The 20,051-nt window shown below is 44.6% G+C and carries 20 protein-coding genes; 7 read left to right on the plus strand and 13 right to left on the minus strand.

Annotated elements, in window-relative coordinates; genetic code table 11:
- Positions 1–3: 3 nt before the first annotated feature.
- Positions 4–1,650 carry an acetolactate synthase 2 catalytic subunit gene (gene ilvG / locus B7C60_RS01210; RefSeq protein WP_099610083.1) on the minus strand — a complete coding sequence of 549 codons (1,647 nt, stop codon included), beginning with the start codon at positions 1,648–1,650 and terminating at the stop codon, positions 4–6.
- A gap of 473 nt (positions 1,651–2,123) precedes the next feature.
- Between ilvG and B7C60_RS01215 the strand changes: the two genes are divergently transcribed.
- A complete protein-coding gene (locus B7C60_RS01215; protein ID WP_099610084.1) occupies positions 2,124–3,650 on the plus strand; it encodes a YifB family Mg chelatase-like AAA ATPase in 1,527 nt (508 codons plus the stop codon).
- Between the two features lie 140 nt (positions 3,651–3,790).
- Here B7C60_RS01215 and B7C60_RS01220 read toward each other — a convergent pair whose 3' ends face one another.
- The 5 genes from B7C60_RS01220 to B7C60_RS01240 form a co-directional block, all read right to left on the minus strand.
- Positions 3,791–4,390, minus strand: a complete 600-nt coding sequence (locus B7C60_RS01220) for a thiol:disulfide interchange protein DsbA/DsbL (RefSeq protein ID WP_099610085.1) — start codon at positions 4,388–4,390, stop codon at positions 3,791–3,793.
- A 28-nt stretch (positions 4,391–4,418) separates the two neighbouring features.
- Positions 4,419–5,405, minus strand: coding sequence for a serine/threonine protein kinase (locus B7C60_RS01225; protein WP_099610104.1), 987 nt, complete (start codon positions 5,403–5,405; stop codon positions 4,419–4,421).
- Positions 5,406–5,453: 48 nt separating this feature from the next.
- Positions 5,454–6,851: a cytochrome c oxidase accessory protein CcoG gene (gene ccoG / locus B7C60_RS01230; RefSeq protein ID WP_099610086.1), complete on the minus strand. Its 1,398-nt coding sequence runs from the start codon at positions 6,849–6,851 to the stop codon at positions 5,454–5,456.
- Positions 6,852–7,095: 244 nt separating this feature from the next.
- Positions 7,096–7,362, minus strand: coding sequence for a YihD family protein (locus B7C60_RS01235; RefSeq protein WP_099610087.1), 267 nt, complete (start codon positions 7,360–7,362; stop codon positions 7,096–7,098).
- A 166-nt stretch (positions 7,363–7,528) separates the two neighbouring features.
- Positions 7,529–7,693 (minus strand): hypothetical protein, encoded by a 165-nt coding sequence (locus B7C60_RS01240; RefSeq protein WP_099610088.1) that lies wholly within the window; start codon positions 7,691–7,693, stop codon positions 7,529–7,531.
- A 374-nt stretch (positions 7,694–8,067) separates the two neighbouring features.
- Here B7C60_RS01240 and trhA point away from each other — a divergent pair, with 374 nt between their 5' ends.
- Positions 8,068–8,712 (plus strand): PAQR family membrane homeostasis protein TrhA, encoded by a 645-nt coding sequence (trhA, locus tag B7C60_RS01245; RefSeq protein ID WP_099610105.1) that lies wholly within the window; start codon positions 8,068–8,070, stop codon positions 8,710–8,712.
- A gap of 3 nt (positions 8,713–8,715) precedes the next feature.
- On the opposite strand, the gene B7C60_RS01250 is transcribed toward trhA, so the two are convergent.
- The 5 genes from B7C60_RS01250 to def all read right to left on the minus strand — a co-directional run bounded on the left by B7C60_RS01250 (position 8,716) and on the right by def (position 14,444).
- Positions 8,716–10,161 carry a TrkH family potassium uptake protein gene (locus tag B7C60_RS01250; protein ID WP_099610089.1) on the minus strand — a complete coding sequence of 482 codons (1,446 nt, stop codon included), beginning with the start codon at positions 10,159–10,161 and terminating at the stop codon, positions 8,716–8,718.
- A 12-nt stretch (positions 10,162–10,173) separates the two neighbouring features.
- A complete protein-coding gene (trkA, locus tag B7C60_RS01255) occupies positions 10,174–11,565 on the minus strand; it encodes a Trk system potassium transporter TrkA (RefSeq protein ID WP_337247030.1) in 1,392 nt (463 codons plus the stop codon).
- Positions 11,566–11,609: 44 nt separating this feature from the next.
- Entirely contained in the window at positions 11,610–12,890 is a 1,281-nt protein-coding gene (gene rsmB, locus B7C60_RS01260; RefSeq protein ID WP_099610091.1) for a 16S rRNA (cytosine(967)-C(5))-methyltransferase RsmB, read from the minus strand.
- A gap of 64 nt (positions 12,891–12,954) precedes the next feature.
- Entirely contained in the window at positions 12,955–13,902 is a 948-nt protein-coding gene (fmt, locus tag B7C60_RS01265) for a methionyl-tRNA formyltransferase (protein ID WP_099610092.1), read from the minus strand.
- Positions 13,903–13,931: 29 nt separating this feature from the next.
- On the minus strand, positions 13,932–14,444 hold the full coding sequence (gene def / locus B7C60_RS01270) for a peptide deformylase (RefSeq protein WP_212752310.1): 513 nt from the start codon (positions 14,442–14,444) through the stop codon (positions 13,932–13,934).
- Positions 14,445–14,631: 187 nt separating this feature from the next.
- On the opposite strand from def, the gene B7C60_RS01275 reads away from it, so the two are divergent.
- Genes B7C60_RS01275 through B7C60_RS01290 form a run of 4 tightly spaced genes read left to right on the plus strand, consistent with a single transcriptional unit; the run spans position 14,632 to position 17,881 of the window.
- The gene (locus B7C60_RS01275) at positions 14,632–15,693 is read left to right on the plus strand and encodes a LysM peptidoglycan-binding domain-containing protein (RefSeq protein ID WP_245868359.1); all 1,062 of its coding nucleotides are present in this window, start codon (positions 14,632–14,634) and stop codon (positions 15,691–15,693) included.
- 18 nt (positions 15,694–15,711) lie between these two features.
- Complete coding sequence (dprA, locus tag B7C60_RS01280) at positions 15,712–16,836, plus strand: DNA-processing protein DprA (RefSeq protein WP_099610095.1); 1,125 nt, start codon at positions 15,712–15,714, stop codon at positions 16,834–16,836.
- Complete coding sequence (locus tag B7C60_RS01285) at positions 16,833–17,306, plus strand: DUF494 family protein (protein ID WP_099610096.1); 474 nt, start codon at positions 16,833–16,835, stop codon at positions 17,304–17,306. Before dprA ends, B7C60_RS01285 begins: the two co-directional genes overlap by 4 nt.
- Positions 17,307–17,311: 5 nt before the next feature.
- Positions 17,312–17,881 (plus strand): DNA topoisomerase family protein, encoded by a 570-nt coding sequence (locus B7C60_RS01290; RefSeq protein WP_099610097.1) that lies wholly within the window; start codon positions 17,312–17,314, stop codon positions 17,879–17,881.
- Between the two features lie 45 nt (positions 17,882–17,926).
- Here the strand turns inward: B7C60_RS01290 and B7C60_RS01295 are convergent, their stop codons facing one another.
- Both B7C60_RS01295 and purE read right to left on the minus strand, forming a co-directional pair.
- On the minus strand, positions 17,927–19,054 hold the full coding sequence (locus B7C60_RS01295; protein ID WP_099610098.1) for a 5-(carboxyamino)imidazole ribonucleotide synthase: 1,128 nt from the start codon (positions 19,052–19,054) through the stop codon (positions 17,927–17,929).
- Between the two features lie 3 nt (positions 19,055–19,057).
- The gene (gene purE, locus B7C60_RS01300; protein WP_099610099.1) at positions 19,058–19,543 is read right to left on the minus strand and encodes a 5-(carboxyamino)imidazole ribonucleotide mutase; all 486 of its coding nucleotides are present in this window, start codon (positions 19,541–19,543) and stop codon (positions 19,058–19,060) included.
- Between the two features lie 195 nt (positions 19,544–19,738).
- Between purE and B7C60_RS17420 the strand changes: the two genes are divergently transcribed.
- Positions 19,739–20,051 (plus strand): Sua5/YciO/YrdC/YwlC family protein (locus B7C60_RS17420; RefSeq protein ID WP_245868356.1); only part of this gene is annotated, 313 nt, incomplete at its 3' end.

Raw genomic sequence — 20,051 nt, forward strand, 5'->3', positions numbered from 1 at the left:
CTCCTAGGTGTTTTCTAACATATCGTTGTTGGACGCACCCGGTGGAACCAGTGGCCAGACGTTTTCTTCTTCATCAATCAAAACATGCAATAAATAGGCAGTTTTGCTTGCCAGCATCTCTTTAAGGGCGGGTTCAACTTCTTCTTTTTTGGTGATGGTTTTACCCGGAATATCGAACGCTTGAGCCAGCATTACGAAATCAGGATTGTCATCTAAAATTGTTTCACTGTGTCGACCATCGAAAAAGAGAGATTGCCATTGCCGCACCATGCCTAATCGCTGGTTATTCAGCAGTACTATTTTGACTGGGATCTGGCGGCGTTTCAGGGTGCCTAGCTCTTGAACGTTCATCATAAAAGAACCATCACCAGAAATAAGGATAGATTGATCGTCTGGACGGGCAACCGCCGCTCCCATCGCGGCGGGAAGTCCAAACCCCATCGTGCCTAACCCCGCTGAAGAAATGAAGTTTTGAGGTGCTCTGGGTTGAATGTGTTGGGCTGCCCACATTTGGTGTTGACCGACATCGGTCGATACAATGGCAGAATCTGGCATCATATCGGATAACTGTTTTAAAAGGAGAGGCGCGTAAATAGCGTCTCCGGGGTGGTCATACCGCCACTTAAACCCTTGCCGCAGGCTTTCGCTATGATGCGCCCAAGGCGTGAGATCTTGGCGGGTTTCTAACTGTGGCAAAATAACGTTAATATCACCGCGTAAGGCCGCATTAGCACAACGCAACTTATTAAATTCAGCGGCGTCAATATCAATATGGATCACCTGAGCATGAGGAGCAAAGGTGTCTAGCTTTCCTGTTACTCGGTCATCGAATCGAGCTCCGACGACGATCAAAAGATCGCTTTCTTGTACCACTAAGTTGGCTGCTTTCGTGCCATGCATACCTAACATACCAAGGTAGAGTGGATCGTTGCGTTCAATGGTTCCAAGACCTTTTAAGGTGCTGACTGAGGGCATGGGGTTTAGGTGTAAAAATTTTCGCACAGTCTCGGTCGCTTTGGCGAGTTGGACACCACCACCGACATAGAGAACGGGACGTTTTGCTTGAGCAATTAGCTGCTGAGCTTTACTCAACTGTTCCAAATCGACCTGTGGAATCTTGGTCGGTGTAAAATCGGGAAGAAGGGACACGGGGGCTTGGCCAAGTTGAACATCTTTAGCAATATCCACAATCACAGGCCCAGGACGTCCGGTTTTAGCTACTTCAAAAGCTTCGGCTAAAGTGGGTGCAAGCTCATGAATATCGGTAACGAGGTAGCTGTGTTTGGTACATGCCAGTGACATACCAATCACATCCATCTCTTGGAAAGCATCCGTGCCAATATGAGAACTGGCAACTTGGCCGGTGATGGCAACCAACGGAACGGAATCTAAAAAAGCATCGGCCAGTCCGGTGACGAGGTTGGTGGCTCCTGGGCCCGAGGTCGCCATACAAACCGCTACTTCTTGCGTTGATCTGGCCATGCCAATGGCCGCCATCGCGGCACCTTGTTCATGGCGGCATAGTATATGCTCGACTCCCCCATCATACAGCGCATCATAAATCGGCATGATGGCACCACCAGGATAACCAAAAATAGTTTTGATTCCTTGCTGTTTTAATGCGGCTACGACTAGCTGTGCTCCTGTCATCGTAAACCTCCTTGTCGGCAACGGATGTTGTCGTTAGTCATCTTGTGTATGCACGTCATGTGCGGCTCCCCATTCTTCCTGTTATGTCATGTTCAAAAATAAAACTATCTGGCTTTTCTGTTGATTAGGGTTATAAAAAAACCCCCGGACTTTTCAGTGCGGGGGTTTTTTTGAATCTGTGTGTTATTTTGCGCCCACAAGCCCCCGCGCGGTCCAAATAATGACCACGATAAGCAGGCTAATCAGTGAGTTAAAGTGAGCGCGTAAATTCATCATATTTGTTTTGTATTTTGTTGTACTATGCTGAGAAATTGTCTTCATCTCTAGTGGTATCACACATCTCTGTTACATGACAAGCAAAAACTCATTCTTTTTTCACATTCTCTTATGGTTTTGAATCGCTATATATCTTTTTGTACCTGAGTTTTCTTAATTTAGGACATTCAATTTTATCGTTGACACTAAGGGAAGTGATGGGACTTGCGATTATCCACAGTCGAGCCAGTATAGGGGTTCAAGCGCCAGCGGTGACGGTTGAAGTTCATATTAGCAATGGCATGCCTGGATTTAACCTGGTGGGGCTACCAGAAACGACGGTGAAAGAGTCGCGCGATCGGGTACGTAGTGCCATTATTAATTCTCGTTTCGAATTTCCCGCCAAACGAATCACCGTAAATTTAGCACCAGCTGATTTACCAAAAGAAGGAGGACGGTTTGATTTGCCGATTGCCTTAGGTATTTTGGCCGCCTCAGAACAATTGCCGCTTAATCTTCTTGAGCGTTATGAATTTATTGGCGAGCTGGCTTTATCTGGTGAAATTCGGCGTGTGAAAGGGGTTTTACCAGCGGCGTTAGCTGCGAATAAAGCAAAACGTAGTTTAGTGGTGCCGCAGGATAATGGTGATCAAGCCGCATTAGTCAATGAAGGGCAGCATAAGTCGGCTCAGACGCTACTCGACGTTTGTGCCGATCTGTGTGGGCAGAAAAATCTAACCCTTTTTCAGAGTGGTAACCAGCATCGACCTTTGAATCATCAGCGTGATCTGCAAGATATTATTGGCCAGCAGCAAGGTAAACGAGCATTGGAAATCGCTGCGGCTGGGAGTCATAATCTCCTATTTCTTGGCCCACCGGGAACCGGAAAAACCATGTTAGCATCACGCTTATGCGATTTATTACCTGAAATGAGTGATGAAGAGGCGATGGAAACCGCATCGGTTGCTTCACTGACAGAGCAAGATATTAACCAATATAATTGGAAGCAACGGCCTTTTCGTTCCCCGCACCACTCCAGCTCCATGGCAGCACTGGTGGGCGGAGGAACGATTCCTCGGCCGGGTGAAATTTCTTTAGCCCATAATGGGTTGCTTTTTTTAGATGAAATGCCGGAATTTGAACGTAAGGTTCTTGACTCTTTGCGGGAGCCTCTTGAATCAGGAGAGATTATTATTTCTCGGGCACAAGGTAAAACGCGTTTTCCGGCTCGTTTTCAGTTAGTGGGAGCGCTGAATCCAAGCCCGACCGGTTACTATGAAGGTAATCAAGCTCGGGTAAATCCTCAGGTTATTTTACGCTATTTGAGTCGATTATCCGGGCCGTTATTAGATAGATTCGATATGTCGATAGAGATCCCGGCTTTACCGAAAGGAACCTTATCTCAAGGAGGAGAGCGAGGAGAAGATACATTGACAGTACGTCAGCGTGTTTTATTAGCGCGAGAACGGATGCTTACAAGAAGTGGTAAAGTCAATGCTCTATTACAAAGCAGAGAGATAGACACCTACTGCCACCTGCATCAATCAGACGCTGAATTTTTAGAAAATGCTTTACATCGTTTGGGGTTGTCGGTACGTGCTTATCATCGAATTATTAAAGTGGCCCGAACCATCGCAGATTTACAAGGCGAATTAAATATTCAACGAGCACACTTGGCTGAAGCCTTAGGGTATCGATCCATGGATCGATTACTCAAACAATTATCCGCTCAGGCGGTGCTATAACATGTTTGTTTAGAGCTATCGTTTTGATGGTATATCCCCTTCCGACTTGAAGCTGCAGCGGTTGGCTACGTTCATTGCTATTTATTAATGATAAAAAGGAGCAATATGCTCCTTTTTTTATCAACTATTCACACCCTCGTTTATTGACTTAACAGATAGTTGATAAGCTCAAAATAGTCATCCATTGTTTTGATTCCTTGTGCTTGCACCAAGTAACGGTTATTGACGATAACCGCTGGAACACCAGTTAATCCGCTGTCTTTAAACTGTTTATCAAAGCGGCGAACCATGGAGTCGGCAGCAAATCCGTTAAAAGCAGCGTCAAACTTTGCCCCATCAACCCCTTCATCGATAAAAATTTGACGTAATTCTTGATCGTTTTTAGGTGCTTGACGCAGTCCGTGAATACGGTTGAACATCACCGGTAGCATTTTTTCTTCGATATTGAGCGCTAGCATAGTGGCATATGCTTTACTCATGGATAGGCCCATTTTCCCGCCCATAAAGGAAACGTGATTTTTTTGCAGCGTTACGTCTTTAGGTAGTTGGGCTTTTAACTGTTTGATGACAGGCTCAAAAGAGTAGCAGTGAGGACAATAGAAAGAGAAGTATTCGGTTACACTCGGTTGGCTTGAGTGGGGTAGGTTAAGCACTTTATAGTGAACACCTTCTTTAAATTGAGCCGCCTGTACAGAAAGGCTTAACATTAGGGTTGCAACTAGTGCAAACAACTTTTTCATATTTACTCCATCAGTCTTTTGAAGTGATTTACCAATTAGGCGTTAGTGATAGTGCTGGCTCTTGTAATACGGCAAGCTGCTCTTTAAAGGCCAAAACTTGACCTTCCCAATATTTGGGGTCATTAAACCAAGGAAAAGCGAGGGGAAACGCAGGATCATTCCAACGTTTTGCCAACCAAGCCATATAATGCACCATGCGTAGACCACGTAGTGGCTCAATTAGTTTCAATTGATTTGGGTTAAAGTCGCAAAACTCTTGATACCCTTCAAGCAAAATATCTAACTGGATCCGTTTCTCTTGTCGATCACCATTGAGTAACATCCAGAGATCTTGAATGGCTGGGCCATTACGAGCATCGTCTAGGTCAACAAACATTGGGCCATCTCGCCATAAAATATTACCCGGATGGCAATCACCATGTAATCGAATTATGTTATCGGTAGGTTGCCAGCATTGTTCAATCGACGAAATCAGCAGATTGAGATCGTTAAAAAATGCATTTTCTAAGTGCGTAGGAATAAAAGAAGCGTGCTCGAGTACCTTTCTCGGTTGATAAAGGTATTCTTCTAAACTCAGGGTTGGACGGTGGGTAAAAGGTTCGATTGCCCCGACTTTGTGAATACGACCAAGAAAGCGTCCTACCCACTCTAGTTGTTGCTCGTTATCGACTTCAAACTGACGCCCACCCATACTATTAAATAAGGCAAAATAGTAACCTTGATAATCATGTAGACTTACTCCATTGATGATCAAAGGAGGAGCCAGTGGAATTTCAGCTTCCTCAAGCTCTAATGCAAAATTATGTTCTTCTTGGATTTGTTCTTTATTCCAACGTTGTGGCCGGTAGAATTTTACGACAAACCGGCGGTGTTGCTCATCACTAAATTGATAGACACGGTTTTCATAGCTATTGAGTGCCAAAAAGCCAGATTCAGCACGGATACCGATACTTTCCAGTGCATACCAGATTAAATCAGGGGTCAGAGCATCAAAGTGAAAGGTCGCTTGAGTCATAATTTTAAAAGGGCTTATTGCTAAGCCCTTTGCCATAGTGTCCCGAGTTTAAAGTGGCTTTATAAACCGACTCTCTACCTCGGTAGAAAAAGATTGACTGTCGCTGAGTATAAACCGAATTGTGTTGACCGTTGAGGGAAGATTATCAGCATCGACCCCCAAACTAAGAGGAACATTGACGACTTCGCCGGGCTTTACGTTAATTTTCTGCCGACCATACCAAGAAACCTTCGTTAGACCATTCACTTGCAGGTGATACGTTTGGGCTTGCTGGGTTTTATTGATCACTTTTAAAGTGTAAGTATTTTCTATTTCATGGTTACTATTGATTCTAAACAGTTGATTTCGATCGCGAATGACCGTTAAACCTGCCGGATCGACATGGGCCACTTGAACAAAAAACAATCCAAGCATGAGGAGTAGTACCCCGCCATAGCCTAACAGTTTAGGCCGTAGTATCTTGGTTGTTTTTCCGGCTAAACGGTGTTCTGTGGTATAGCTGATCAAGCCTTTTTCATAGCCCATTTTTTCCATGGTCATATCACAGGCATCCACGCAAGCCCCGCAGTTGATACATTCGTATTGTAAACCATTACGGATGTCAATTCCGGTTGGACAAACCTGTACACATAGATCACAATCAATGCAGTCACCAAGTCCCAATGCTTTGGGATCTGACTTGCGAGCGCGTGGGCCTCGCTGCTCCCCCCGTTTGGGATTATAACCCACAATAAAAGTATCTTTATCAAACATAGCGGACTGAAAGCGAGCGTATGGACACATATGGACGCACATAATGGATCGCATCCAGCCGGCATTACCATAAGTACAGAGAGCAAAAAACCAGACCCAAAAGAGGGCCCAGAATGAAGCTTCCAAAGTGAAAAAGTCAACCACGAGCTCTCGGATAGGAACAAAATAGCCAACAAAGGTAAACCCAGTCGCAAGAGCGATCGCAAACCAAGCGATATGTTTGACGCTTTTACGTAAGACTAAATGCACGGTGAGTCTGTTTGAGTCTTGTTTACGGCGTTTATTGGCACTGCCTTCGAGTTTTTCTTCAAACCAAATATACATAAAAGTCCACACGGTTTGTGGGCAGAGGTAGCCACACCAGACTCGACCCAAAAAGGTAGTTAGAAAAAACAATCCAAAAGCGGCGATCATAAATAAGAGAGCAAGTAGCGTCAGATCTTGTGGATAAAGGGTGGTACCAAAGAAATTAAACTGTTGATGACCAATATCAAGCAGAATAGCTTGCCGTTCACCATAAGAAATCCATGGAATAAGCGCAAAGAGTAGTAATAGAAACCAACCACTATAGCGACGTAATTGTTGATAGGTTCCTTTACTTTCCCGGACATAAATACGATGGCTTGGGTTAAAGCGATCCCTTGGGTCGTTTTTGGGGACGATCTCTTTGACGTCAATTTTCTCTTGACTCATAACGCTTCCTTTTTCGTCATTATGGTATAACTTCTTATGGTTACACTCTTTATCGTGGTGACTTTATTGGTCATTCTATGAAAATAATGCGCAGGATTATAGCGCTGGTAACCTTTTTGTTTCTTTATCGCAATCAAGATTTAACAATAAAAGTGCTTTTGGGTGTTGAATAAGAATGATTGAACGAAATCAGGTTGTAAAAAAAGCAGCCATAGGCTGCCTTAAATGATAGAAGTAAGTTGGATTACTTAATGATGCCTCTCGCTCGCAAAATAGCGCTTTTGAAATCATCTTCGTAATCTTTTTTAATACCAGGGATGACGTCATCTTTACTGCTGTTGCGCATTTTAAGGTGGTAGATTAAGACATCATCAGTAAGTGATTCTAATGCTCCTTTATATCCAGCCTCTTGAGCTAATTGGCAGATAAATTGAACCAAACTAAGTTCAGATGCTTTCTGCCACTCAGGCTCTAATAGCTCAAGTAACTCTTCAATTCGATGGCATTGCATCACTTTCTCCCTATTCTTGTCATGATTTTTGCTAAAGATAGCAAATTGGATCGAGAATACCAAACCTTCTCATTTTATTTGACAAGGTCAACAGAGCCTAGATGCTATGGCTTGATTTCAGGGGCGAGACGAAGAAAAAAGCGCAGTTTAAACTGCGCTTTTTAACTTAAGCGGCTTTAACCACTTTTGTTTCGGGTGATGCGATAAACGCATTTTTTTCCACAAGAGTGGTGGTCGCGATTTTTTTTGCAATCAGAGCAGTAGTAAAACCACTACGACGGCGCATTGCACTACGGTTTGTGTGCGAAAACCTGACAGTTGTTGGGCGCATTCATTTACCTAACGGTCAGGCACATCCATTGCCGATGTTACCACCTAAATAACTATGAGTTGTCCTGCCCGCAATTGGCGGAGAAGAGTCGCTCATTCTGGCAATGCCAATCCAAATAGCTATTCAGGAATAATGATATGCTCGCATATCATAAATAGCCTAGCATTAACAGCTTCATTGATCGATAGTTAAACAACATTTTTGTTAAATAAGTGAAGGAAATATGTCAAAGGGGAATGACGTTGCTCAAAATCGACTCGGTGCTCGCTTTTATAGATTTTTTACCTAACCATTATTTACATTTTTCAGCTTACAAGTGTAAGCCTATTGTGTGATACTGAGGATTATTAAGATGATTTTATATGGTCGCTATTATGTTAATTAATCGATATCACATGAAGGAAGAAGTGGCTAACGCTATCAGCCACGGAGTTGGGTTGTTGTTGGGAATCGTCGGTTTGGTGTTGCTATTAGTAAAGGCGGTTGAGCATCGTGCAGATCTTCTCACTATTGCGAGTATGGGTATGTATGGCGGTAGCATTATTCTCTTATTTTTGGCGTCTACGCTTTATCATGCGATCGCTCAACAGCAAATCAAATATAAGCTAAAAGTATTTGATCACTGTGCGATTTATTTATTGATTGCTGGTAGCTATACACCCTTTTTATTGGTGGGATTACGCACTCCGTTAGCCATTAGCTTAATGATTGTGATTTGGTCTATTGCTTTGTTGGGAATTATCACAAAGATTGCTTTTATGACGCGATTTAAGAAATTCTCACTACTCAGTTACTTGGTCATGGGATGGTTATCGCTAGTGGTGATCTATCAACTTATTCTTCATCTTGATATTGGTGGTGTCACCTTATTAGTTGTAGGTGGGCTTGTTTATTCGTTGGGTGCTATTTTTTACGTTGCGAAACGCATCCCTTACAATCATGCGATTTGGCATATTTTTGTGTTAGCGGGATGCGTCTGCCATTTCTTAGCTATTTATTGGTACGTCGAACCGATTTGATTGCTAACGCCGCCAGAAAGCGGGGAAAAACAGCACCAAAATAGTCAAAATTTCGAGCCGACCCATTAACATCCCTAAGCTAAGTATCCACTTAGCGGCGTCGGGCAAGGGAGCAAAATTACCGGATGGCCCAATCACACTGCCGATCCCTGGTCCGACGTTTGCGACTGCGGTAATCGCACCCGAAATACTGGTGATGGGATCAAGCCCCATCGCCGAGAGAGAACCGGCAATCGCAATAATAGTGATAAAAAACGTCAGCCCAAAAGCGATCACCGAGCGAACGATATCTTCATTGACTGGACGTTGATTGTAACGTTGCACAAATACACCAGAGGGGTGAATTAGTTTCATCATTTGCTTATTGAGTAGAGCAAAGCCAATTTGAAAACGGAACACTTTAATCCCACCAGAGGTTGAGCCAGAGCAGGCTCCCGACACCATTAAGAAAGCAAATAACGTGGTAGGAAGCGCTCCCCAAGTGGTAAAGTCGTCTAAGCCAAATCCAGTTGTAGTAATAACCGAGACGATATTGAACATCGAGACACGCAAGGCATCGAGTACTGGATAACCATTATGAAGCGTGAGCCATGCGGCAACGACTAAACTGGTGAGCATGAAAAGTAAGAAAAAACCTTTCACTTGTGCATCGGTTAACAACTCTTGAATGCGACGTTTTCGTAGCGCCGAGACAAAGAGTAGAAAAGGTAATCCACCTAAAAACATAAACAGAGTGGCTATCCAATGAGATCCGTTCGAAAAATGGTTCATCGAGCCATCAGAAGTCGAATAACCACCGGTTGAAAGGGTTGTAAAAGCGTGGTTAATAGCGTCAAAGAGATCCATGCCCGTGAGCATATAACCCATGATGCACAGACCCGTTAAACTGAGATAAACCGCGACAATATTTTTTGCAACCGTCTTCGCTCGTGGGCTGCTTTTATCAGACCAGTCGGACGACTCGGTTTGGAAGAGTTTCATCCCCCCCACATTCAACATGGGCAATACGGCTACTGCCATGACAATAAATCCGACACCACCTAACCATTGTAAAATAGAGCGCCAGAGTAAAATGCTTGGTGCCATGTTATCTAACCCACTCAAGACGGTCGAACCTGTGGTGGTAATGCCCGACATGGTTTCAAAATAAGCATCGGTAAAGCTGATGTGGTTTATAAATACAAAAGGTAGCGCCGCAAAAGCACTGGCGATGGTCCAGACTAAGCTGGTGATGAGGAACATGTCTCGTACGTTAAGACGAAACGTTGCTGTTCTTCCCAGCGTTAAACAGAAAAAAGCCACTAAGTGCGTGATAATAACGGCTTGAGCGAATTCGATGAACCCCTCAGTGCCACTGACAAAGGCCACTAAAGTGGGCACATACATAAACAGAGCTAGTTTAGAAAGCACTAGCCCAATGACAAATAATATTGGGCGTATATTCAGCATAACGCCAGTTACCTATAAGAAAAATGGGCTTGGTTGGAATAAACTTTCCACGTCAGGCACGTATTTTTTATCAACTAAGAACATCACGACATGATCGTCTTGTTCAATAATGGTTCGATCATGAGCGATCAAGACTTCTTCACCACGTACGATTGCACCAATGGTTGCTCCCGGCGGCAATTTGATTTCACTCACGGTTCGTCCAACAACTTTAGATGTGGTTTCATCCCCATGGGCAATGGCTTCAATCGCTTCTGCTGCTCCGCGACGAAGAGAAGAAACATTGACGATATCGGCGCGACGAACGTGAGTTAACAGTGCAGAAATGGTTGCTTGCTGGGGAGAGATTGCAACATCAATCACTCCGCCTTGGACAAGGTCAACATAGGCGCTGCGCTGAATGAGAACCATCACTTTTTTCGCTCCCATACGTTTGGCGAGCATCGCAGACATAATATTGGTTTCATCTTCATTGGTGAGAGCAATGAACACATCGACTTGATCGATATTTTCCTCAGAAAGCAGCTCTTGATCGGCCGCATCACCACAAAAAACAATGGTGTTTTCTAGTTCTTCGGAAAGTTGTTCCGCTCGTTGGTAATCCCGTTCAATAAGCTTGACACTGTAGGTATGCTCTAGGCGTTTCGCTAGACTTGCACCAATATTTCCACCGCCGACAATCATGATGCGGCGATAGGGCTTTTCTAACCGTTGCAGTTCGCTCATGACTGAGCGAATATGATTACTTGCAGCGACAAAGAACACCTCATCATCAGCCTCAATAATGGTGGTGCCTTGCGGGCGAATAGGCCGCCCTTGGCGGAAAATAGCGGCAACACGCGTATCAATATGCGGCATGTGTTCACGTAGGGCAGATAACGCATTACCGACCAAAGGCCCACCATAATATGCTTTGACCGCGACTAAACTGACTTTTTCTTGTGCAAAACTAACCACTTGCAACGCACCAGGATATTGTACTAAACGTTCAATATAGCTAGTGACCAACTCTTCCGGTGCGATTAGGTGATCAACGGGAACTGCGCCCGATTGAAATAAAGTCTCTTTTTCTTGTAAATATTCTGGAGAGCGAATACGAGCCACTCGGTTGGGCGTGTTAAATAGAGTAAAGGCTACTTGGCACGCTGCCATATTGGTCTCATCGGTATTGGTTACCGCAACCAACATATCGGCATCTTGTGCTCCCGCTTCCCTTAGTACATTAGGATGGCTTGCATGACCATTGACGACTCGTAAGTCGTATTTATCTTGTAACTCACGCAGCCGATCTGAATTTTTGTCTACGACCGTAATATCGTTGTTTTCACCGACTAAATTCTCAGCGAGAGTGCCCCCAACTTGTCCGGCACCAAGAATGATAATTTTCATACCTTGTACTCTTATTGTTCACTCATTAACCGAAATTCTGGTTGATCATGTTAACCCTATCATGCTTGCTTATGGAGAACGGCATAGTAAAAACCGTCCATATCTTCTTCGCCAGGTAATATTTGTCGTCCTGGCTGGTTGATGTCAGAACCCACTAAGAGAGCATGACTAGTTCGCGCTAAAAACGCTTTAATCTGCTCGCTGTTTTCTTGTGGCGCAATCGAGCAGGTGGCGTAAACCATAGTGCCTCCGACTTTTAATTGTTTCCACATGGCGTCTAGTATTTCGCTTTGTAATTGAGCCAATGCCTCAATATCGTTATCACGACGTAGCCATTTAATATCAGGATGACGACGAATGACCCCCGTTGCTGAGCAAGGAGCATCGAGCAAAATACGATCAAACTGCTCTCCTTGCCACCATTCTTCGGGATAGCGAGCGTCACCACAAATAACATCGGCACGCAATTGTAGCCGCTCTAGATTGTCATAAACTCGTTCAAGACGCTTAGGATCGTTATCGATTGCCACCACTTCAGTCTCTTGAGTATGTTCTAAAATGTGTGCGGTTTTGCCTCCTGGTGCCGCGCAGCAATCTAAGATCAATTCACCGTCTTGAGGCTGTAAGTAGTCAACCGCCAGTTGCGCGGCGGCATCTTGCACTGATACCCACCCTTTATCAAAGCCGGGCAATAAGCTGACATCGCAAGGAGAGGCTAATTTTATAGCATCAGCAGCTTGTGGGTGTGCGCTGCATTGAATGTTTTCATTGTTTAGCAGTGTAAGGTATTCATCTCTGGTGTGATATTGACGGTTAACTCGTAGCCACATGGGAGCTTTATGATTATTGGCTTCAATAATCTGTTCCCATTGCTGTGGGTAGGCTTCTTGTAATCGCTTGAGCAACCAACTTGGGTGACCATATTTACCCGCGTGATGACTAACGGCAATGACATCTAACGCTTCCTGATCTCGCAAATAGTTGCGCAGTACAGCGTTAATCAGGCCACTTAAGTTTGGGCCTCGCAAGGTTTTGGTGCCTTCCACTGTTTCTGCCACCGCTGCATGCGAAGGAATGCGCATAAAACTGAGTTGGTAAATACCCACCAAAATGAGGTGGTGAAACACCCGTTTTTTACCTTTTAATGGGTTATCCATCAGCTCATTGGCGATCGATTCTAAGCGTGGTAAATAGCGTAATGCGCCATAGCAAATTTCTTGTAAAAGTGCATAGTCTCTGGGACGAATGGTTTTTTGTGCCGCTGGAAGAGCGTGCGAAAGAGAGTGGCCTTTATCAACCACTTGAAACAACACATTAGCTGCCGCTGCGCGAACATTCATGAGTAATACCGAATTGAAAACAAAAGTAGTGAGGGCATCTCTGCCCTCGTCAAGGTGTTAATATTTAACTAAGTTGCGTACCGACCGCAAACCAACTAGCACGAGCATTAAGAATATCTTGCACGGGCATGGCTTTTTTACCGGGTAGTTGGATCTGCTCTAGCACTAACACACCACGACCGGTCGCCACATAAATACCCGATTTATCCGCTTGAATAATCGTACCGGGCGGATGAGTAGACTCGCGCTCATCGACACGGCTTTGCCACACTTTAACCGTGTTATCAGCGACATCAAAATGGCTGATCGGCCAAGGGTTAAAGGCTCGCACGCAGCGTTCAATAAAGGCCGCCTCTTGTGTCCAATCGATTTTCGCTTCTTCTTTACTCAGCTTCTGGGCGTAATTTGCCAAAGCATCATCTTGCTTTTCTGGGCTAAGTTGGCCTAAAGCTAACTTATCAAGGCAAGCCACCAAGGCCTGTGGGCCAAGCTCCGCCAATTTGTCATACATTGAGGCACTGGTGTCGCTGGCTTCTATTGGCAAGCGAACAATACTCAGCATATCACCGGTATCAAGACCCACGTCCATCTGCATAATGGTGACGCCCGTTTCACTGTCACCGGCCCAAATCGAGCGCTCAATTGGTGCGGCACCTCGCCAGCGAGGTAAAATTGAGCCATGGACATTAATACAACCCCATTTAGGGATATCGAGTACCGCTTTCGGTAATAACAAACCGTAAGCCACCACCACCATCACATCAGCATTAAGATCGGCTAAGGTTTGTTTGGCTTGATCGCTTTTGAAATTCTCAGGCTGGTACACAGGAATGGTGTGCTCAAGCGCCATCTGTTTCACTGGGCTGGCGGTGAGCTTTTTCCCGCGTCCGGCAGGGCGATCAGGTTTTGTGTAGACGGCAATTACTTCGTGCTCCGAAGACAATAACGCCGCCAAGTGACGGGCGGCGAAATCCGGAGTACCTGCAAAGACAATACGTAATGATTGGCTCAAGGTAACCTCTCTATTCTATTCTATGCGATTTATTTATTTTTCTCGTTGAAACGTTTAATTTTTTCCAACTTCTCTTTGATACGTTTTCGCTTTAGTGGCGATAAATAATCCACGAAGAGTTTACCTTCTAAGTGGTCAAGTTCATGTTGTACACAAATTGCCAGCAAATCATCAGCCTCAAAGGTGTACTCTTGACCATCGCGATTAAGGGCTTTGACCGTCACCTCAGCAGCACGAGGCACTAAAGCTCGTGCACCAGGCACGGATAAGCAGCCTTCTTCGATGCCATCCTCTCCACGTTTTTCTAGAATTTGTGGATTGATCAGTACCATAGGTTGATTACGATTTTCTGAAATATCAATCACCACAATACGTTGATGAATGTCCACTTGTGTGGCGGCTAAACCAATGCCCTCTTCGTCATACATGGTGTCTAACATGTCATCAACGATTTTTTGGATTTCAGGCGTGACTTTTTCGACCGGCTTAGCAACGGTGCGAAGACGATCATCTGGAAATGTTAATACTTGTAATACAGACATATACACTCGAAATATTGAACTGTGCCGAAACAGCTTAACGCTTGTTGGCTCAATTCTAGACATTTTATGGCCTAAATGACAGCATCGAACACAATTTATAGTAAACCTTCTGTTATTTACCGGCCAAGGAAGCAAGGTCATGAGTGTATTTATTCGTTATTATCGTCTGAAAGTATTTATCTTCAGTATGTTGTTTATCGCGCTCTTCTCTCATTTTTCCGTCTTAGCTAATGAGCCGACGGCTTTGGCGGTGAAAGCCGATGCACCAAAAACATATACAGTGGAGAAAGGTGATACCTTATGGGATATATCGGCATTATATTTAGATAGTCCTTGGTTATGGCCAAGGCTTTGGCAAGTCAATCCAGAGATAGATAATCCCCACCTTATTTATCCGGGAGATAAATTAACACTGCTCTGGCGTGATGGGCAGCCTGTGTTAAGTTTGAAGCCCATGGTTAAACTAAGCCCGCAAGTCCGTTTAATGGAAAAGCAGTCGTTACCGACGGTAGAAGAAGGGTTACTGCTGCCTTATTTATTATCGGATCGTTTAATCGACGAAGCGGAAATTGTACAAAGTGCACGAGTATTAGGATCTAATGATGGTCGTCAATATTTGACAAAGCAAGATACGGTGTACATCTCCGGTGAGTCTAGTCATGCCCAATGGGGAATTTATCGTCCAATGACCGAGTTTGTTCGTGGTGATAAAAAAATGGTCGCGCTACGTTTGCTCGCCACCGCTGAACGAGTGGCAAGTGAAGAAAAATTAACAGCGCTTGCTGTTCATCAGGTCGCGCAAGAAATTATGGTTAATGATCTTGCTTTAACTGAAGTTGGGTTAAATCAACTTAATTTATCCACCTCCTTTTTTCCGCGCCCAGCACCACAGGGAATTCAAGCGACCATTTTAGGAACGCTGGAAGGAAGCCAGTATGCAGCAAAAAATCAGGTCGTTGTGATTGATCATGGTAAGGGGGATGGATTGGTTCAAGGCAGTATGTTTGAACTTTATCAAGTGGGCGCAACGGTTTATCAAGATAAAGAAGGATATAGCTACAAGTCGAATCGAGGAGAGCAGATTAATCTTCCACAACGCAAAGTTGGTGCATTAATGGTGATTCGTCCTTACGATGCATTTAGTTTAGCTTTGGTGACCAATAGTGAAGAACCGATTGACCAATCCGTATTGGCTTTACCACCGATGAGTGATGCCGAGCCCTCTTCATCAATGGCTGCCACGCAGTAGCTTAATTTGACGACATTGATGCAACAGCAAGATCTCTGTGCATGGCTTGCCTTAAGTTTTACACCTAAGCTCACACAGAAAATGATGGCTCGGCTGTTGAGCTTAGATGCTCTGGCTAATATGCTAGGTTATTCATCTCAACAATGGTTGGCTTTAGGACTAAAACCAGAGCAAGTGGAGTACTTGATTCATCATGCTCAGCGAGAAGTGGATGCTTGTTTAGAGTGGCAGGTAAAAGATCCAGAGCGACATATTATCACCTTATATGATGATCAGAATTATCCTCCGTTACTACGAGAGGTTGCTTCTCCACCAAAAGTTTTGTTTGTGGAGGGACAATGCTCAATGCTCGCTCAACCACAAATTGCGATAGTTGGTAGCCGTAACGCCACCATTGATAGCCGAAATATTGCACAACGTTTTGCTGCACAATTGGTTGCGCATGATTTAGCGATCACTAGTGGGTTAGCCTTGGGTATTGATGGTTATGCTCATGATGGAGCCCTGCAAGCCTCAGGAACGACTATTGCGGTTTTAGGGTCAGGGCTTGAATGCATCTATCCAGCTAGGCATCGCTCTTTAGCTGAACGCATAAAGGCCAGTGGTGCATTAGTGTCCGAGTTTCGTCCCGGCACTAAACCCAGAGCAGAGCATTTTCCACGACGTAATCGTATCATTAGTGGCTTAGCGCTCGGTGTTTTGGTTGTGGAAGCGGCTGAAAAAAGTGGTTCTTTAATTACCGCTCGCTATGCGCTGGAGCAGGGGCGAGAAGTTTTTGTTGTGCCAGGGCCGATACATATCGCTAATTCTCAGGGGAGCAATCGTCTGATTCAACAAGGGGCTTGTCTTGTTCAATCGGTGGACGATATCCTAGCTGAAATAACCACATTTACTCACTGGGCACAGAAATCGCCTATTTTTCCTCAAGGCGACCTTTTTTCTTCATCAAATGGCCAAGAAGAATTGCCATTTCCCGAGCTGTTAGCTAACGTAGGAATAGAAGCGACACCAGTTGATATTCTTGCTCAGCGAACCCATATTCCTGTTCAAGAAGTCATGATGCAGCTTTTAGAGCTTGAACTTTTAGGGCAAGTTGTTGCAGTTTCCGGTGGCTATATTCGTAAGGGGAGAGGCAAGCTATGATGGATATTTTGATGTATCTGTTTGAGACGTATATCCATAGCGATGCTGAATTGCAAGTGGATCAAGACGAGCTTGAAGATGAATTACTTCGAGCAGGATTTCACCAGAAAGAGATTTATAAAGCCCTCCATTGGCTAGAAGAGCTGGCTGCATTGCAGCAAACTGATGCACATTCCGCCATGGCGACCTGTGCCGCCACATCTATGCGAGTCTACACGGCTCAAGAGATGGAACGGCTTGATTTGGAAGCCCGTGGCTTTTTACTTTTTCTTGAACAAATTCAAGTGCTAACATCTGAAACTCGTGAAATGGTGATTGATCGGGTCATGGGGTTGGAAACCAATGAGTTTGAATTAGATGATCTAAAATGGATTATTCTGATGGTGTTGTTTAATGTACCAGGTAATGAGAATGCTTACACGCTGATGGAAGAGCTTTTGTATAGTAAAGAACAAGGTATTTTGCATTAATTGACATGAGCAACAAAATTGATCCTAACTTATTTTCTGCCCATGAGCAGGCGTTAAGTCATGAGCCTTGTCCGTTGTGCGGTGGAGCGTTACAGCTTCGCCGCGCTAAGCATGGCCCCTTTTTAGGTTGCAGTCATTACCCACAATGCGATTATTTAAAACCCCTTCATCAAAATGATGGTCATATTATTAAAGAGTTAGGGGTTCCTTGCCCTGAATGCGGGCATGAGCTGGTGCTTAGGCAGGGGCGATTTGGTATGTTTATTGGTTGTAATCATTACCCAGACTGTCACCATATCGAGCCATTAGATAGCGATGAACCGAGTCAGAAATCAGAGCCGTTAGTCACTTGTCCGGAATGTGATAAGGGGCATTTAGTTGAGCGGAAATCTCGCTTTGGTAAAACCTTCTATGCTTGTGATGCGTTCCCTAAATGTAAGTACGCGATCAACCAACCACCGATTGATGGAGTCTGTGAGCGGTGTGGTTTTCCATTATTAATGGAAAAAAAGTTGGCAAATGGCGTTAAATACCAGTGCGCAAATAAGAAGTGCGCTCATATACAAAATGGCTAACGACGTAATAAGTGTCGTTAGCCTGTTGTCGTAAATGTGATACTGCTACAGAGAGGCGGTTCGTTTCTGTAGTGCAGGGAAACAAACCGGATCGAGTATCGCCGTCAATTGTGTTAACTTTCTATCTAGCTCACCGGTATAATCTGCGCTGACATTGATATGCCCCATTTTTCTTCCAGCGCGCTTTTCTTTGCCATACCAATGAATGTGGCAGCCTTCTATCGCCATTAATTCATTCGGTAGGCTATCTTCACCCAAAATATTAATCATCGCGGTTTCTCGAATCAGTTTGGTGCTCCCCAAGGGTAAGCCACAGACCGCCCGCAAGTGATTCTCAAACTGACAGACTTCGGCACCTTGCTGAGTCCAATGGCCTGAGTTATGCACTCGGGGAGCAATTTCGTTGACCAGTAATGTGCCTTGTACATCAAAAAACTCTAAGGCCAACACACCGATATAGCCAAGGTTTTCTGCAACCGCTTGGAACATTGCTTTGGCTTGTGCTTGTAATTGAGGGGCATTAATTGCGGTGGAGAGGCTCAACACGCCGTCGACATGGATATTTTCAGCCAGAGGATAAACCGCAATATCGCCATCTCGTCCGCGAACGCCAACTAAAGAGACTTCACGATCAAAAGGAATAAACTGTTCGGCGACAACGGCTTGGTGTTCGGAGCAGGCTAAACATTCCGCCACTTCAGCCCAAACACGCTCGATCTCGTCACTAGTTTTCAAACGCCATTGGCCTTTACCATCGTAGCCACCTAAGGCACTTTTCAATACCATTGGTAACCCAATTTGTTTAATGGCAGCATCGAAATCTTGGCGGTGCTCGATGATCGCATAGGGCGCGTTTCGTACACCAGATTGATCGAGTAAGGCTTTCTCTAGGCGGCGATCGCCTCCCGCTTTAATCGCTTCAATGGTGGGTAAAAATTTACCACTTTGCTCACAAATGGCCAGTACATCATGAGGGATATGTTCAAACTCAGCGGTGATAACATCTGCGTGTTCAATTGCTGGTAATAAACCGTAGCCAGTGATTGTTTGAGTTAATGGATGGACAATATGGTTATTGTTAACATCAAAAGCGGAAAGCGAAATATTCAGTGGGGCTCCAGCAAGAGACATCATTCGAGCTAACTGCCCAGAGCCTAATACCAATACGTGCATGAGTTATTCCTCAGCTGGATTTGGATTAGCGAGTATTGACTGGGTTTGTGCTGCACGGAAGGCTTCGACCTTTTCCATCACACTATTATCGTGAGTGGCGATAATTTGTGCTGCTAATAGGCCTGCATTGGCTGCTCCAGCGTCACCAATCGCCAGTGTGCCGACTGCAACTCCCTTAGGCATTTGGACAATGGAATAGAGCGAATCTAACCCTGAAAGTGCACGTGATTGAATCGGCACACCCAAAACCGGAAGCGCGGTAAAGGCTGCCGTCATCCCTGGTAAGTGAGCGGCCCCTCCTGCACCAGCGATAATCACCTTGAGCCCACGCTCTTTAGCGCTGGAGGCATAATCTGCTAGCAAATGAGGTGTTCTATGGGCTGAGACTACTTTTGTTTCATAAGAAATGCCAAACTGATCAAGCATTTCTGCTGCCAGTTGCATGGTTGGCCAGTCTGATTTTGAACCCATGATAATGCCGACTTTCATCTTAAATTCCTTTAAGCGTGGTAATTAGGTGAGTAAACAAGAACACATTATACGAGGTGTTTTTTTTGCAAGCAAACGTTTGCGTTGCGAGTGAGATGGATCGACATTATTTATGACTAATTTGCTTTAGCGCTTTGGTTTAATAATTTGTAAACTTAGACGCTGATAGATACCCAAAACTTTTAGGAATAGACGTTGGATAATTTTGAACAGATTTTACATGCCTTACACTCAGGTGACGTTATTGCTTACCCAACGGAAGGCGTGTTTGGAGTCGGTTGTGATCCCGATAACCCACAAGCGATCGAGAAACTATTACAATTAAAGCAGCGTTCGATCGATAAAGGCTTAATTTTAATTGCCGCGACCTATGAGCAACTTCTGCCATATATTGATGAAAACCAACTCACGCATCAACAGCTATTGACGGTGAAATCGACTTGGCCTGGCCCTGTGACTTGGATTATGCCTGCCAGTTCGCAAGTCTCTAAGTGGGTGAGTGGTCGGT

It is taken from the genome of Vibrio fujianensis (assembly GCF_002749895.1).
In the GTDB taxonomy this organism is placed as follows: Bacteria; Pseudomonadota; Gammaproteobacteria; order Enterobacterales; family Vibrionaceae; genus Vibrio; species Vibrio fujianensis.

Coding starts and splice junctions, on each gene's coding strand:
- ilvG (WP_099610083.1), bottom strand. CDS start 1,650: ATGACAGGAGCACAGCTAGTCGTAGCCGCATTAAAACAGCAAGGAATC.
- B7C60_RS01215 (WP_099610084.1), top strand. CDS start 2,124: ATGGGACTTGCGATTATCCACAGTCGAGCCAGTATAGGGGTTCAAGCG.
- B7C60_RS01220 (WP_099610085.1), bottom strand. CDS start 4,390: ATGAAAAAGTTGTTTGCACTAGTTGCAACCCTAATGTTAAGCCTTTCT.
- B7C60_RS01225 (WP_099610104.1), bottom strand. CDS start 5,405: ATGACTCAAGCGACCTTTCACTTTGATGCTCTGACCCCTGATTTAATC.
- ccoG (WP_099610086.1), bottom strand. CDS start 6,851: ATGAGTCAAGAGAAAATTGACGTCAAAGAGATCGTCCCCAAAAACGAC.
- B7C60_RS01235 (WP_099610087.1), bottom strand. CDS start 7,362: ATGCAATGCCATCGAATTGAAGAGTTACTTGAGCTATTAGAGCCTGAG.
- B7C60_RS01240 (WP_099610088.1), bottom strand. CDS start 7,693: ATGCGCCCAACAACTGTCAGGTTTTCGCACACAAACCGTAGTGCAATG.
- trhA (WP_099610105.1), top strand. CDS start 8,068: ATGTTAATTAATCGATATCACATGAAGGAAGAAGTGGCTAACGCTATC.
- B7C60_RS01250 (WP_099610089.1), bottom strand. CDS start 10,161: ATGCTGAATATACGCCCAATATTATTTGTCATTGGGCTAGTGCTTTCT.
- rsmB (WP_099610091.1), bottom strand. CDS start 12,890: ATGAATGTTCGCGCAGCGGCAGCTAATGTGTTGTTTCAAGTGGTTGAT.
- def (WP_212752310.1), bottom strand. CDS start 14,444: ATGTCTGTATTACAAGTATTAACATTTCCAGATGATCGTCTTCGCACC.
- B7C60_RS01275 (WP_245868359.1), top strand. CDS start 14,632: ATGTTGTTTATCGCGCTCTTCTCTCATTTTTCCGTCTTAGCTAATGAG.
- dprA (WP_099610095.1), top strand. CDS start 15,712: ATGCAACAGCAAGATCTCTGTGCATGGCTTGCCTTAAGTTTTACACCT.
- B7C60_RS01285 (WP_099610096.1), top strand. CDS start 16,833: ATGATGGATATTTTGATGTATCTGTTTGAGACGTATATCCATAGCGAT.
- B7C60_RS01290 (WP_099610097.1), top strand. CDS start 17,312: ATGAGCAACAAAATTGATCCTAACTTATTTTCTGCCCATGAGCAGGCG.
- B7C60_RS01295 (WP_099610098.1), bottom strand. CDS start 19,054: ATGCACGTATTGGTATTAGGCTCTGGGCAGTTAGCTCGAATGATGTCT.
- purE (WP_099610099.1), bottom strand. CDS start 19,543: ATGAAAGTCGGCATTATCATGGGTTCAAAATCAGACTGGCCAACCATG.